Consider the following 14,083-nt stretch of genomic DNA (forward strand, 5'->3'; position numbering starts at 1 on the left):
ATATAGATGGTTAATGAAAGCATTATAAATTCGAATCCTCACCAACCTGCACATAAAAGGAACAAAAAAACCCGAAAAAGTCGAAAAAGTGGACTATCCGCCTGTGAAATTAAAAAAATCATATTCAGGACATGCGACATGAAACTCGTAACCACATGTCCTTTTGCTAAGAAGTTTTCCGTTTGGCGATAGTTTTTTCAGGACTTTGGCACTTATCGCCTAATTCAATTAAAGTACTATTTGGGAACCGGTAGTGAATTAGAGTTTATGCCCGGATTTTTGTTCGCAAATAATTGCATCCCAGTATTTTTCTACTCTTTCTGCAGCAATCATAGCTCCTGTGACTTTAATGTCCTCGTTTATTACTCTACAATGAGTGGGGCATAGATTTTCTTCGTACTCGGGACATTGACTGCATTCTCTGTAACATAAAAATTCCATTACACTAACTCCGCAGGGTTTTTTAAATTATGGGAAATATAATAAATTCAGTATACCCACATACATTATAAATATGTTCATTTATATTCAAAACTTTTTATACAAGACGGAGGGATACCCTCTGGAGAAAAACCTATTAAACCCCTTCCAATCTTCCGGATCTTCCTTAATTAAGGCAACATATCCGAATCCTCGCCCAGCCCGCAGATTCTCAAGGAAAGAAAAAACGATGCTTGAAATTAGAAACCTGAAGTGAAAAAAAGCTTGATATAGGGGTGATCCACAAGGATTTTCCACAATTGAATGAAGTCCCGTACCCATCAAGTTGTACGGCTTCCTCATCCTTTGCTTCTCTACCCCTATGGATCAACAAGTAATATGTGGCGAATAATATAAAAGAATGACTATAGAATATCGATTTCTTCAATTAGTTTTGTTATTTTGCGGAGCGTGGGCTCCCATGATAAGGGCAAAAACATATTCGATAAAATCCCAATTATATAAACAAAGAGCAACTATATTCTCAGGGAAATAGTTTCTGGAAAATATTCCTGTGGAGGGGGAAAGGATTAGTGCCTTATTGATATCCGAGGACTCGGGGCCTGAAGAACTTGAGGCGATAGCAGTTGCGTTGCATTCCCTGATAGGGCTGCCCACAACCATCCGCAGCCTTAATCGAAAAGGGCTCAGGCTGGAAGACGGAAAAATCCTTGACCGGGACTATACGGGGCCCGTACTCGAAGAGGTGCTCAGGACGGGCAGGACCATACGGGAGATCCCGATGGAAGGCACCTACAGGTGCAGGAACGTTGTTGTGTCTCCCATCTTCTCGGAGGAAGGGAAGGTCATTGCGGCAGTGGGGATAGTGGACCTGCTGCCCCTCCTTGAAATGCAGGAGATAATCAGGACCGTGATAAGCAACAGCCCTGCGGTGGTTTTTCTGTGGAGAAATGAAGAAAACTGGCCTGCGGAGTTCGTATCGGAAAACGTGGGCAAGTTCGGGTACACGGCAGAGGACTTTACTTCGGGAAGGGTCCTTTACGGGAATATCATCCACCCCGAGGACCTGAAAAGTGTTGAAGAGAACCTTGAAGAGCGGATCCAGGAAGGGGCTGTTGACTTCAGCATGGAGTACAGGATCTTTACGAAAGCCGGGGACCTGCGCTGGGTGAGCGAAAGGACTTTTATCCAGCGGAACCCGGAAGGGGAAGTAACCCATTTCCAGGGGATTGTCCTGGATATAAGCGACCGGAAGGAAAGCGAAGAGGCCCTCAAAAAAGCTCTTGAAATGCAGGAGTTGCTGAAGACCATACTCAACAACAGCCCTGCGGTGGCTTTTCTGTGGAAAAACGAAGAAAACTGGCCTGCCGAGTATGTTTCGGAAAACGTGATCAGGTTAGGGTACACGGTAGAAGATTTCACATCGGGAAAGGTGCTTTACGGGGACATCATCCACAGGGATGACATAGGGGCAGTGGTTGAAGCCCTTGAACGCAACATCGCGGAGGAGCAGGACTCTTTCGAGATGGAATACAGGATCTTTACCGGAGGCGGGAAAATGCTCTGGGTGGATGAGAGGACCTTTATCCAGAGGGAAATGGAAGGCAAAGTGACCCATTTCCAGGGCCTTGTCGTTGATATCACCGAGATAAAAGAAGCCCGGGAAATGCTTGAAATCCAGAGGGAACTCGGAATGGCCCTGAGCCTCACCTGGAACCTCCAGGCCATGCTCAACCGGGTCCTGGACGACTGCCTGCAGATAAGCGGGATCGATGCAGGGGGCATATATCTCAAGGACGAACTCCTAGACCAGATAAACCTGGTGGCACACAGGGGAATTTCCCCCGAATTTAAAAAGAAGGTTTCCAGGTATAAGGCAGATACCAGGGAAGCAAAACAGATCTGGACTGAAAAGCCCATTTACTCCCTGGACTTTTACTCCGAAGAAATGGCTGATGCAATCAAGGAGGAAGGAATCACGGCAGTTGCCGTAATCCCCATGAAATACAGGGGAGAAATCATAGGCAGCCTGAACTTTGCGTCCCGGACCCTGGACAAAATCCCCCGAAATGTCCGCAACTTCCTTGAAAGCATCGCTCTCCTGGTGGTAAACCATATTGCCCCGATCAGCATCCAGGCAGAACTGTCATGAAAGACTGGAGAAATGAAGTTTACCTGCTTCCAGCTTTATTCCCCGAATTTGGAAGATCCCTTGCCCGGATTTGAATTAGGGAAGGGAACTTTACCTGAACCGGATACTTACTTATCCTTTCCCTTGCTCACCCTCCCCGCATATTTTTCAGGATTTCCCGGAAAGCCGGCCTTTTACCGTACATAAGGAGGTAGGCCCTGAAAAGGCGGCTGGAGAATATGATTACGCCATGGATTGAGAGCATCAGGATGAAAAGGCTTGCTGCGATCTGGTAAAAAGGCACTTCCGTAGCCCCGATCCGGACCAGCATGGCGACAGGAGAGGTGATGGGAAAGAGGGAGAGAGAAACGGCAAGGGGACTGTCGGGTTTTGTGAGCAGGAGCTGCATGAAGATTATGGGAGCAGCGGCTGCGAAGGTGAAGATCCCGGCTACCTGCTGGCTTTCCTGAAGGGAGGAGGTCAGGGCTCCGACAGCGGCCATGAGGCTTGCGAAAAAGAGATAGCCGAAGAGGAAATAGACCACAGCCAGGAAGAGCAGGAAAGGGTCCAGGCTCAGAGGAAGGGCATAAGAGGCTCCGAGAGCGACTGCAGAGATCCAGACCACGATTTGCAGGAGGCCGACTGCACCCAGGCCCAGGACCTTGCCGGTCAGGAGTTCGGTAGGAGTTACGGAGGAGAGCAGGACTTCGATAACCCGGTTCTCCTTTTCTTCGGAAACGCCGCGGAGGAGGAATCCTGATGCAGAAAAAATGCTGAAGAAGAGGAGGAAGGCGGTGAGGAAGGGGAGGCCAAGGTCGCCCAGGATATCCGCAACGCCCTGTTCGTTGGCTTCCCCACCCTCCCCGATGTCGAACAGCTTAATGTTGACCGGGTCCTTGACCCTCTGGAGTACAACATCTTCAACCTCGTCCTGCAGGAGAGAGGTGACAACGATATCGGAAAGGTCTGCCGCAAGATTGGCCCTGGGCACGGGAACTCCTTTTTCGGAGACATAAAGTTCGATTACCCCGGCTTCCAGGAAGTCCTCAGGGATTACGATGTAGGAAGAGATCTCCCCGGCTCTAAGTGCCCGACTGGCTTCAGGGTTATCCCCGTACCTGACAAACTCTATTGTCGAGCTTTTTTCCCCGAAAGGCCCCACCGCAAATCCTGCGTTTGTGACTTCCCCGGGAAAGTCAAAAGACCCTGTCATGTCGACATAACCTACGCTCTGGTCCTCGGAGGGGGTCATACCGGCAAGCAGGGCAGGGGCAAGGGTAATCCCTGCCAGGAAGACCGGAAAAATGAAAGTCATGAAAAGGAATTCCTTGCGTTTCACAGTTTTCAGGAACTCGTGCCTGGAAACCGTAAACGCCTTTCCTGAGAATTTACTCATTGGCGTTGGCCTCCACCGTTTCAATAAAGATCTCGTTCAGGGACGGGAGTGCCTGCTCGAAACGCAAGACTTCGACCCTGCGGACAAGCTCCTCCAGTATCTCCTGCGTCCCTGCACCCTCCTCCGGAAAGATCTCCACGAACTTTTTATGCTCTTCTTCGTGCTCCACAATTCTCCTGACCCCCGGGATTCCCATAAGCACGCTCAAAGAGTCCCCTCCTGTACCGGCTCCTGCGCCACTTCCAACACCGAGTCCTGCATCATGCCCTGCTCCGTATCCCGAACCATGTCCCGAACCATACCCTGCGAATTCCACCAGCAGGGAATTTTTCCCTCGCTCTTTCCTGATCCCTTCCACGCTGCCGTAAAGCACCCTTCTTCCCCTGTCGACCACCAGGATCCGGTCGCAGAGCGTCTGAGCCTGTTCCATCATGTGCGTGGAAAGGATGACCGTCTTCCCGGCATTCCTGTACTCGATAATCCTGTCCTTGATCGTCTTTGTGCTCACCGGGTCAAGCCCCGAAAAAGGTTCATCAAGGACTACAAGGTCCGGGTAATGAATAATTGAAGAAAGAAACTGAATTTTTTGCTGCATCCCTTTGGAGAGCTCTTCGACCCTTTTTCCCCTGTGCTCGTAGAGCCCAAGAGACCGCAGCAGGGACTCGGCATTTTCCCGGGCCTGCTTTCCTGAAACGTTCTTAAGCTGCGCCAGGTAGACCAGCATATCGACAAGCTTTGTTTTACGGTACAGCCCCCGCTCCTCCGGAAGGTAGCCAATCCGGTCCTTTCCGGCAGGGTCCAGGGATGCCCCAAAAACCCGGATCTCCCCCGAATCGGGCCTGATAATGTCCAGGAGCATCCTGATAAGCGTGGTCTTCCCTGCCCCGTTTGGTCCGAGCAGCCCGAAGATTTCTCCCTTTTCGACAGAAAAAGAGATGTCCCTTATGACATCTGTTCCCCCGAAGGACTTTGACACTCCTTCAACTTCAACAACATGCATCCGATTAACTATATCCTCGTAGGGCAATAAAGTTAATTCAGTACGGAATACGAAAAATACCCACAGGTCAAAGTCTCCAGGAGATACACAATGCTCCCGAAACTAATCATCCACAACAGTGTCAGCCTCGACTGCTCGATAAGCGGCTTCGAAGCCGACCTCGAACTCCACTACGGGACCCTGAGAAGCTACAGTCCCGATGCCATGCTCGTCGGCTCGAACACCGCAAAAACCGGAATCGAGCTATTCTGTGAAGAAATCCCCCCTGAAGAGGGATACGATTTAGTAAAGCCGGAAATCCAGTCCCAGGACCCACGGGCCTTCTGGCTGCTTGCAGACTCTAGAGGGACCCTGGAAGGGCTGCTGCATATCTTCAGGCGCTCCGAATACTGCAAGGACGTGATTGTCCTGGTTTCGGAAAAGACCCCTGATGCATACCTCGACTACCTCAAAGAGAGGAATTACGACTTCATCAGGGCAGGGGAAGCCCATGTTGACTACCGGGAAGCGCTGGAAATAGCAAACAAACGCTACGGTTTCAGGATTGTCGTTTCGGACAGCGGCAGCACGCTTAACAGCATTCTGCTGGAACAGGGCCTGGTAGAGAAAATCAGCCTGCTTGTAAGCCCGGTGCTTGTCGGGAAAACGGGGGAAAAACTATTCGGAAACCTTGAGAAGAGCGGAATCGGGCTTGAACTTGTGAAAAACGAAAGGATGGAACGAAATTACCTGCACCTGCTTTACCGGGTTTTGAAGTGAAAGGTGAAGCAGAAAAAGGGAAAGTAAGGAGGAAAAGGGAAGGAGGAAAAGGGAAAGTAAGGAGGAAAAAAGAAGGAGGAAAAAAGAATTTGGAAGCTGAAACTGAGAGCTAACTGAGAGCTATAACTGCAAACTGCAAAGAAATTGGAAGCTGAAACTGAGAGCTATAACTGCAAACTGCAAAGAAATTGAAAACTGAAACTGAGAGCTATAACTGCAAACTGCAAAGAAATTGAAAACTGAAGTTGAAAACTGAAACTTCAGGATAGAGTCTTAAGAGGCAACTCCCTCGTGTACGAACTTCTGGTAAACAAACTCTGAGATTGCAAACATTGGAAGTTTTGAATATTTAATCAGCATGTGTTTTTTACCCTCAGGGATATACACCCCAATTTTTCCAGCCTCCTCAAGGGCATTATTGGCAAGGCTGTAAGTGTAAATTACACCGTCATCATGATATTCGGTCTTTTCACTCACAAAACCGGTTACAATCATATCCTCAAGAATGTCACTTAAATCCCAGGAATATGGTCCGTAATGATATTCATCGAACTGAAAAAGCTTTGGAAGCTCCAGTTCTTCCTGTCCGAGAAAAACCACCTTTTGAAGTTTGGTTATTCCTCTTATTTTTCCAAGGCAAGAGAGCAGTTCAATCAAAAACCACTTTCTTGAATCGAAGATATACTCCCCGTTCATAGTTATACGGATAAGCTATGTACGCAGGCTTTATATCATGTTCGCTTTTGTTCTGCTGCGTAGAAAAACATTACCGTATCATTGATGAATAATTAATGTAGCCGGGAACATTGCTGAATCATTAATGTAAAAGAGCTCGAAGCATAAAGCGCGAATCCATGAGGGGCATCAGGAGAGAAGAAAGTGAACCCTGCTGTCTGGCAAGTGCGCAACACGACAGGGACACCCCATCTTTTCAAATTTTTCTAGGGAAACGGCCTGGAAAAGGGTCAAAATAAACTTTTTTAAGGAAAGCTCATGGAAGATAATTATAATTCCGGAGTAACCTAATGGTAGTTACAGCCTCTGACCCATATAGGGGTCAAGATCCAGAGATAAAGCCGATATAATCTGTTTATTCCACCGGGTTTGGCGTTGTTCCGGAAGGAAATTCCAGAAAACCACCGTCATGATCATTAGTTATTAATTTTTAGAAAAAAGCGTTCAATGAAAAACTATATAATCCGGGGAGATATCAGGCGCGCAGACTCCCGGAGAAAAAAATGCCCGGGAAAGGATATTAACGGTGGAATGTGGATACGATTAAAAGATTCCTTTATATTATATGTAATAGAGAGAACGGTTTCAGAAAAACAGCATCCGAAGGATGCGGAAATGAAAAACCTGCAATCCCTTCAAAGTCTGGAAAAATATTAGGCTATGCATTTTTAATTACCGGACCCCAGTTTCGGAAATATGCATTTTTAATTACCGGACCCAAGCTTCGGGAATATGCCCATTTAATTGCCGTGCCCCGGCTTTGGGAGTGAATAGCTTGCTCGAAGCCCTGATGTACGGCGCTTTTGCCGCACTGTTTTCCGGAACCGTCCTCCCTCTTTTGTACCGCAGTAAAAACGCAAGAAAGGCCTCCTTTGGCCTGTCCTTTATTTCTTCAGCCCTGCTCCTGGGTTTTGCAGGGGCAATCCTCTACACAGGAAAAGGAGTCCTATTTCCAGCTATCAGCTTTCTTCCGGGGCTGGACTTCACACTGGGAGCAGACCGGCTCTCGGCAGGGTTTGTCCTGCTGATCGCGGCAGTCGTGCCAGGGGTCTCGATCTATTCCCTGGAATATACGGAACACGCAAAAAGCGAAGCCGGAAAAGACCTTCAGGCAGCCCTGACAAACCTCTTCATCCTTGCCATGCTGCTGGTCGTGCTTGCAGGCAACATGGTGGTTTTCCTCATATTCTGGGAGATAATGTCCCTCTCCTCCCTCCTGCTGGTGCTCCACGACTATTCCTCGGAGGAGAACAAAAAAGCAGGTTTCTTTTACTTCGTGATGACAAACCTGAGCACGGCTTTTCTTTTCCTGGGCTTCATAAGCCTTTTCAGGCTGACCGGCTCTGCCGAATTAGGCCAGCTCGGATCGGTGGAGCCCGGAACCCTGACCCTGCCCTTCCTCTGCCTCTTCACAGGCTTCGGGATCAAGGCAGGACTTGTACCCTTCCACAAGTGGCTCCCCTATGCCCACCCTGCAGCCCCTTCCGGGGTCTCGGCTCTCATGTCCGGGGTAATGTTGAAGGTTGCAGTCTACGGTTTCCTGCGCTTCCTGCTTGCAGTCCCCTCGCCGGAACTCTGGTGGGGAGTACTGGTCCTGACCGGAGGCAGCCTCTCGGCTCTTTTCGGGGTGATCTACGCCCTTAAGGAAAGCGACATAAAAAGGCTGCTTGCCTACAGCAGTATCGAAAATATCGGGATCATCTTCATCGGGATAGGGCTTTACGTCATATTCGAAGCCGAAGGACTTCCTGCCCTTGCCCTGATGAGCCTAACGGGGGCCTGTTTCCATGCTTTCAACCACGCCCTTTTCAAAAGCCTGCTCTTCCTCTGCGCAGGTTCGGTGGTCCATGCCACAGGTACCCGGAACATCGAAGCTTTCGGCGGGCTGGTAAAAAGCATGCCGGTAACCTCAGCCCTTTTCCTGATAGGCTCGGTCTCGATTGCAGCCCTGCCCCCGGCAAACGGCTTTGCAGGCGAACTCCTGCTCTACCAGGCCTTTTTCCAGGCATCGGCTCTCAACGACCCCCTGCTCACCGTGCTCCTGGTAATCGCCCTTTCGGGCTTTGCCCTGGCCGGAGCCCTGGCAGCAGCTCTTTTCGTAAAACTTTTCGGGATCACCTGCCTTGCCCTCCCTCGCTCCGAAGAGAGCCTGCTGGCTAAAGAAGTCCCTAAACTCATGCTTATAGGGGCAGCCATGCCTGCAGCCTTCTGTATCCTGGCCGGGCTCTTTTCAAAGCAGCTCCTTTCCCTTGCGGGCCTGGACGTTGAGTATCCGGACCTTCTCCTGCTCGGACTACTGCTGGGGCTCATATACGCAGCCCTCTTCCTGGCAGTCCGTGCAAAGGATAAGAGTGAAAAGGAAGAGAGACCTGCCCGGATCAGCGAGACCTGGGGCTGCGGGGCTCCCACCCTGGCTCCTTCCATGGAGTACAGCTCAGCAGGGTTTTCCGAGCCCCTGGTCATGATCTTCAAGAGCATATACAGGACCCGGATTGTGCACAGGCCGAAGTATTTCGACGGGCAGGAAAGCCTATTCAAAAACGGAAATGTGGAAATCTGCCTGCTCCGTTTCTTTGAAGAATACCTCTACATCCCCCCTGCCCGGGCTATTGACAGCATTTCAAAGCGGGTCTCCAGACTGCAAAACGGTAAGCTTGACAGCTACGTCCTCTACGCCTTCCTTGCAGTCCTTACCCTGATTCTCGCCACGGGGGTCCTTGTATGAACACATCATTCCTGCTCTTTGCCCTGTTAAACCCGGCTTTTGCCCTGCTGGCAGCCCCCCTCTACATGGCCCTGATCCGGAAGGTAAAGGCCCATGCTCAGGGGCGGAAAGGCCCCGGAATCTTCCAGGCCTACTATGACCTGAGAAAACTCATGCACAAAGAGGCAATTTATTCCCCGGTCTCTTCCGGGATAATGCGGCTTACCCCATACCTCAACCTCACGGCCCTGCTGGCCTGCTCCCTCTTCGTACCCCTGGTATTTGTGCCGGAACCGGCGGGAGGATTCGGGAACGTAATCGTCTTCCTTTATCTCCTTGCCCTGGAACGCTTCTTTACGGCCCTTTGCGGACTTGATGCGGGAAGCGCCTTCGGAGGCATGGGGAGTTCCCGGTCCATGAGCCTGGCAGCCGTGATCGAGCCTACCATGGTGGTGGCCTTTGCCGCGCTTGCCTTTGTCCTGAAGAGCCTGAACCTGCACAAGATGTTCGCCCTGACCGCAGGCTCGCTCCTCCCGGTAAGCCCGACCCTTGTCCTGGTCTCTATTTCCCTCTTCATCATCCTCATCGTGGAGACCGGGAGGCTTCCCGTGGACAACCCTGCAACTCACCTCGAACTCACCATGATAAACGAGGCCATGGTCCTGGAACAGTCCGGGAAGAACCTGGCACTCCTCGAGCTTTCCCATGCCCTCAAACAGCTCCTCCTCATGGGAGTCCTGATAAACACGATCCTTCCAGTGGGACTCAGCACGGAAGCTGACGCCGGAAAAATTGCGGTATCTGCCCTGTTCTTCCTCCTGAAAGCAGGGGCTCTTTCCGTGGTGATCGGGCTCTTTGAATCGTCCCTTGCGAAAATGCGCCTCTTCAGGCTTCCTGCCTTTTACATGATGGCGTTTTTCTTTTCAGCCCTTACCATCCTTATCGAGGTGTTCGCATGATTGACCCGCTTTATCTCGAAGGCGTAATCAAGATCCTCTTCGTCTTCGTCCTGATCAGTGCAGCCCTGATCATCTCCACCCGCAGCCTTGCTTCGGTCCTTAATACCTATACTGCCCAGTCCTTCCTGCTTGCCGCAGTTTCCTTCCTCCTCTACCTGATAGAAGGAAAAAACGAACTCCTGCTGCTGGCAGGACTGACCCTGGCAAGCAAAGTGCTCCTGATCCCCCATTTCATTAACAGGATCGAGGAGAAAATCAAAATCAGGAGAGACCTGGACTTCACCTACCTGGAACCCACGACCTCCCTCCTGCTGAGCATAGGCCTGATCCTGCTTTCCTATACCTTCCTTTCCCGGGTCTTCGGGGACCTTGCCCTCTCAAGGCTCTTCTTTTTCGGGGCTGTCATAGGGCTTTCCCTGACCCTCATGGGCATGCTTGTCATGTTCAGCCGGAAAAAGGTAATTACAAAAGCTCTCGGCTACCTCAGCATGGAAAACGGGGTCCTGATGTTAGGCATCTTTGTCACGGAACTCCCCTTCATCCTCGAAGTCCTGATTGTAATCGACCTGATAATCCTGGTCCTGCTGACCTCTATCCTGGCTGTGGGGCTGGACTCAAGCATCGAGGAATACAGGGCGAAAATAAGGAAACTGCAGATCTGGAACGGAGGTGAAGCCCTTTGATCCGCTTCTACCTGCTGGCAATGGGGGCTTTCCTTGCCCTCGGCCTCCTTCCGAAGTCTCACAGGCTCATGAACGCTCTTGCCTCAGGCAATGCCCTGCTGCACCTTGCCCTGACCTGCACAGCCCTGCTGACCCTTGACCTGCCTGTCCGGTACGGGCCGTCCCTTTATCTGGACCACCTGAACCTCTATGTGGAACTGATAACGGTCCTTGGTTTCTGCGCAGCAGCCCCCTATGCAAAAGGGTATACGGAAAGCTTGATGGAAGCAGGAGAACTTGACCCGAAGAACCTGAAACTCTTCTACCTGGCCTTCAATCTCCTGCTTGTTACAGCCACAGCAGCGCTGTTCTCGGACAACCTGGCCCTCTTCTGGATCTTTGCCGAACTTACCACGGTTTGCGCAGCCGTGCTGGTGGCGATCCTCTCGGCAAGGGAGAACATTGATGCCGGCCTGAAATACGTCTTCATAGTCTCAGGGGCCATGCTCTTTGCCTTTTTGGGGTTGATTTTCCTCTTCACCCTCTCGGCCAGGGCTCTCGGGGAAGGGACCCTTTCCTGGATAGAACTTATGGAAAACGCTTCGAGCTTTTCCCCTGCCCTCCTCCTTGCAAGCTTTGCCTTCGTCTTCATAGGCTTCGGGGCAAAGGCAGGGATAGCTCCTTTCCACACCTGGCTCCCCGACGCCTACGCAAGAGCCCCTTCTGTAAGCGCAATCCTCTCGGGGCTCATGCAGAACCTGGGGATCTACGGCATTCTCAGGACCTACGCTCTCCTCAGGGTAAGCGATTCAGCCCCCCAGGCATCCTTAATCCTTATTGCGGCAGGCCTGTTTTCAATTGCTCTTGCGGCGTTCAGCATGCTCCAGCAGAGGAACCTGAAGAGGCTGATCGCCTTTTCAAGTGTCGAGCACATGGGACTCCTGCTCATAGGGATAGGGATAGGCACCCCCCTTGCCCTTTTCTGGGCCCTCTTCTACATGCTGGTCCACGTCCTGGTAAAAGAAGCCCTGCTCTTTGCCGCAGGCATCCTGCACAGGCAGTACAGGAGCAACATGCGCGAGGACATGAGAGATGTGTTCAAACTGCAACCTCGCGCAGCCTGGACCCTGATCCTGGGGAGTGTCGCAATCATTGGCATGCCGCCTTTCCCCCTCTTCCCGGCAAAGTTTTTCATCCTGATGGAAAGCGCGGAAGTTTCCCCCTACCTGACCCTGGCAGTCCTGCTCCTGCTCATCCTGGCAGCCGCAGCCTTTTCAAACTTCCTGCTGAAAGCCTTCTCAAGGGTCACAGTGGAAGAAGAGAGCGGAAAAGAGGAGCACGGAAAAGAAACCGGATACCGGAAAAAAAGATTTCAGAAACCCTATGTTGTAAGAGCAGGGATGAGGATTCCTACAGTCTTCATGCTCGCCCTTGCCCTCCTCCTGGGCCTCTGGTTCCCGGAACCGCTCAGGGAGCTCCTTGAAGCGATAGTCCTTGAACTGGGATATGTGTAAGGGGACAGTGCGTATGGATATGAAAAAGAATAAGGATACAATGGATTTGCTTTCAGAAATTTCGGAAATGGCGGGAGAAGAGCCCGAACTGCTCAACGCCCGCGCAGACGAGGCCTATGTCCGGCTCTCCGAAGCCGGGTTTGAAAGGGCAGCCTTAGCCCTTGCGAAAAGGCAGTTCAGCCTCATCGGGCTATTCTGCGCGGAAGCCTTTGAGAAAAAAGGGGACTTTACCCTCTTTTATGCCTTCAAACAGGCAGGCAAGCCGCCTGTCCTCGTCCTTGTGCGAGAAGTCGGCAGGGAAAGGAATGTGTCTTCGATTGCGGAAAGCTTCCCTTCGGCGTCCTGGTTCGAGCGGGAAGTCAGGGACGGTTTCGGGCTGGAGTTTACGGGAGCTTTTGACACGAGAAGGCTCTTCCTGCATGAGTGCTACCCCAGCGGCTTCCACCCCCTGCTAAAAGCTTTCAAAAACGGCCCCCTGAACCTTCAGAAAACTGAAGCCGGAACATCTGAATTCGGAACAAACGAAGTAGGAGCAAACGAAGTAGGAGCAAACGAAGTAGGAGCAAACGAAGTAAGGAAGCCCGGAGGAGAATACCGGTTCAGGCAGCTGAAAGGAGAAGGCGTCTACCAGGTCCCGGTCGGGCCGGTGCATGCCGGAATCATCGAGCCCGGGCACTTCAGGTTCGGCGTGATAGGAGAGCCCATCTTCAGCCTGGAAATCCGGCTCTTTTACAAGCACAGGGGTATCGAAAAACTTGCTGAGGGTAAAAGCCCTTCCGAATGCGTTGCCCTTGCCGAAGCCGTGAGCGGGGACGAAAGCGCGGCAAATGCCGTGGGGTTCTGCACGGCCGTGGAAAGGGCCTGCGGGATTCCGGTGCCCGAAAAGGCGGAATGTCTGCGGGCCGTAATGCTGGAACTAGAAAGGGTCTACTCCCTCCTGGCCGACCTTGCGGGCATGGCCGTGGACGTTGGTTTTTCCCCGGTAGCAAGCCCCTTCTTAATCCTCAGGGAAGAAGTATTCAGGCAAAACGAGAAACTCACAGGTTCAAGGTTCCTGCGGGGAATAATGGCTCCCGGAGGGTTGAAAAAAGACATCCCGGATTCGGCTTTGAAAGAGCTGGCACCTTTCTTCGCAAAGTTTTCCCGGACTTTTGAATCGGCTTTCGAACGAGCAATGTCCTCGTCCTCCCTGATCGACAGGTTCGCAACTACAGGCGTGGTAAAAAAAGGGCTCGTCGTCCCTCTCAACCTCACAGGCCCTCTGGCAAAAGCCTCGGGCTGCCCTGCCGATACCAGGCTTGACAGGCCTTACGGGGCCTACAGGCACTTTGCTCCGGCACCTTCCGCAAGGGAAGGAGGGGATGTGCTCTCCCGTTATGAGGTAAAAGCTGACGAGATAAGGGGATCTCTGAAGCTCATCAACCGCCTCTTAGAAGAAATGCCTCAAGGCCCCGTATTTGCAGGAAATTCCCCTGAGACAGGTGAAGAAACCGGATCAGGCAGTCCCGGCAATTCCGGCTATGCCCTGGCCCTGGTCGAAGCCCCCAGAGGGCAGAACCTGCACTGGATATATCTGAAAAACGGGCTTGTCGACCGCTACAAGGTCAGGACCGCCTCCTTTTGCAACTGGCAGGCCATCGAACATGCGGTACTCGGGAACATCATCCCTGACTTTCCTGTTATCAACAAGAGCCTGAACATGTCATATGCAGGGACCGACCTTTGAACAAAAGTACCTTTGAACGCAAAGATGCCCGTGAACAAAGAGATGAACACGGAAAA

At 51.5% G+C, this 14,083-nt stretch carries 12 protein-coding genes; 8 read left to right on the forward strand and 4 right to left on the reverse strand.

What is annotated here, in order from left to right; all coding sequences use genetic code 11:
- Window positions 1-258 precede the first annotated feature (258 nt).
- Window positions 259-441, reverse strand: coding sequence for a hypothetical protein (locus tag ACSAZK_RS08405; protein WP_048177344.1), 183 nt, complete (start codon window positions 439-441; stop codon window positions 259-261).
- 580 nt (window positions 442-1,021) lie between these two features.
- Here ACSAZK_RS08405 and ACSAZK_RS08410 point away from each other — a divergent pair.
- Window positions 1,022-2,593, forward strand: a complete 1,572-nt coding sequence (locus tag ACSAZK_RS08410) for a PAS domain-containing protein (protein ID WP_440956893.1) — start codon at window positions 1,022-1,024, stop codon at window positions 2,591-2,593.
- Window positions 2,594-2,720: 127 nt separating this feature from the next.
- Here ACSAZK_RS08410 and ACSAZK_RS08415 read toward each other — a convergent pair whose 3' ends face one another.
- Both ACSAZK_RS08415 and ACSAZK_RS08420 read right to left on the reverse strand, forming a co-directional pair.
- Window positions 2,721-3,968: an ABC transporter permease gene (locus tag ACSAZK_RS08415; RefSeq protein ID WP_440956894.1), complete on the reverse strand. Its 1,248-nt coding sequence runs from the start codon at window positions 3,966-3,968 to the stop codon at window positions 2,721-2,723.
- The gene (locus tag ACSAZK_RS08420) at window positions 3,961-4,968 is read right to left on the reverse strand and encodes an ABC transporter ATP-binding protein (RefSeq protein WP_440956895.1); all 1,008 of its coding nucleotides are present in this window, start codon (window positions 4,966-4,968) and stop codon (window positions 3,961-3,963) included. Before ACSAZK_RS08420 ends, ACSAZK_RS08415 begins: the two co-directional genes overlap by 8 nt.
- Window positions 4,969-5,058: 90 nt before the next feature.
- Between ACSAZK_RS08420 and ACSAZK_RS08425 the strand changes: the two genes are divergently transcribed.
- Window positions 5,059-5,727: a dihydrofolate reductase family protein gene (locus ACSAZK_RS08425; RefSeq protein ID WP_440956896.1), complete on the forward strand. Its 669-nt coding sequence runs from the start codon at window positions 5,059-5,061 to the stop codon at window positions 5,725-5,727.
- A 273-nt stretch (window positions 5,728-6,000) separates the two neighbouring features.
- Here the strand turns inward: ACSAZK_RS08425 and ACSAZK_RS08430 are convergent, their stop codons facing one another.
- On the reverse strand, window positions 6,001-6,423 hold the full coding sequence (locus ACSAZK_RS08430; protein ID WP_440956897.1) for a hypothetical protein: 423 nt from the start codon (window positions 6,421-6,423) through the stop codon (window positions 6,001-6,003).
- A gap of 572 nt (window positions 6,424-6,995) precedes the next feature.
- Here ACSAZK_RS08430 and ACSAZK_RS08435 point away from each other — a divergent pair.
- The 6 genes from ACSAZK_RS08435 to ACSAZK_RS08460 are packed head-to-tail and all read left to right on the forward strand — an operon-like array spanning window position 6,996 to window position 14,027.
- Complete coding sequence (locus ACSAZK_RS08435; protein ID WP_440956898.1) at window positions 6,996-7,232, forward strand: hypothetical protein; 237 nt, start codon at window positions 6,996-6,998, stop codon at window positions 7,230-7,232.
- Complete coding sequence (locus ACSAZK_RS08440; protein WP_440956976.1) at window positions 7,229-9,187, forward strand: proton-conducting transporter transmembrane domain-containing protein; 1,959 nt, start codon at window positions 7,229-7,231, stop codon at window positions 9,185-9,187. The genes ACSAZK_RS08435 and ACSAZK_RS08440 overlap by 4 nt, the downstream gene beginning before the upstream one ends.
- Window positions 9,184-10,125 (forward strand): respiratory chain complex I subunit 1 family protein, encoded by a 942-nt coding sequence (locus tag ACSAZK_RS08445; RefSeq protein ID WP_440956899.1) that lies wholly within the window; start codon window positions 9,184-9,186, stop codon window positions 10,123-10,125. Before ACSAZK_RS08440 ends, ACSAZK_RS08445 begins: the two co-directional genes overlap by 4 nt.
- Window positions 10,122-10,808: a hydrogenase subunit gene (locus ACSAZK_RS08450; protein ID WP_440956900.1), complete on the forward strand. Its 687-nt coding sequence runs from the start codon at window positions 10,122-10,124 to the stop codon at window positions 10,806-10,808. The genes ACSAZK_RS08445 and ACSAZK_RS08450 overlap by 4 nt, the downstream gene beginning before the upstream one ends.
- Window positions 10,805-12,301, forward strand: coding sequence for a proton-conducting transporter transmembrane domain-containing protein (locus ACSAZK_RS08455; protein ID WP_440956901.1), 1,497 nt, complete (start codon window positions 10,805-10,807; stop codon window positions 12,299-12,301). Before ACSAZK_RS08450 ends, ACSAZK_RS08455 begins: the two co-directional genes overlap by 4 nt.
- A 13-nt stretch (window positions 12,302-12,314) precedes the next feature.
- Window positions 12,315-14,027: a hydrogenase large subunit gene (locus ACSAZK_RS08460; protein ID WP_440956902.1), complete on the forward strand. Its 1,713-nt coding sequence runs from the start codon at window positions 12,315-12,317 to the stop codon at window positions 14,025-14,027.
- Window positions 14,028-14,083 lie beyond the last annotated feature (56 nt).

Origin of the sequence: Methanosarcina sediminis, assembly GCF_052056915.1 — an archaeon.
In the GTDB taxonomy this organism is placed as follows: Archaea; Halobacteriota; Methanosarcinia; order Methanosarcinales; family Methanosarcinaceae; genus MTP4.

Bases quoted from the DNA above. Each gene is read 5' to 3' on its own strand.
- ACSAZK_RS08405 (WP_048177344.1), bottom strand. From the start codon at position 441: ATGGAATTTTTATGTTACAGAGAATGCAGTCAATGTCCCGAGTACGAA.
- ACSAZK_RS08415 (WP_440956894.1), bottom strand. From the start codon at position 3,968: ATGAGTAAATTCTCAGGAAAGGCGTTTACGGTTTCCAGGCACGAGTTC.
- ACSAZK_RS08420 (WP_440956895.1), bottom strand. From the start codon at position 4,968: ATGCATGTTGTTGAAGTTGAAGGAGTGTCAAAGTCCTTCGGGGGAACA.
- ACSAZK_RS08425 (WP_440956896.1), top strand. From the start codon at position 5,059: ATGCTCCCGAAACTAATCATCCACAACAGTGTCAGCCTCGACTGCTCG.
- ACSAZK_RS08430 (WP_440956897.1), bottom strand. From the start codon at position 6,423: ATGAACGGGGAGTATATCTTCGATTCAAGAAAGTGGTTTTTGATTGAA.
- ACSAZK_RS08445 (WP_440956899.1), top strand. From the start codon at position 9,184: ATGAACACATCATTCCTGCTCTTTGCCCTGTTAAACCCGGCTTTTGCC.
- ACSAZK_RS08450 (WP_440956900.1), top strand. From the start codon at position 10,122: ATGATTGACCCGCTTTATCTCGAAGGCGTAATCAAGATCCTCTTCGTC.
- ACSAZK_RS08460 (WP_440956902.1), top strand. From the start codon at position 12,315: ATGGATATGAAAAAGAATAAGGATACAATGGATTTGCTTTCAGAAATT.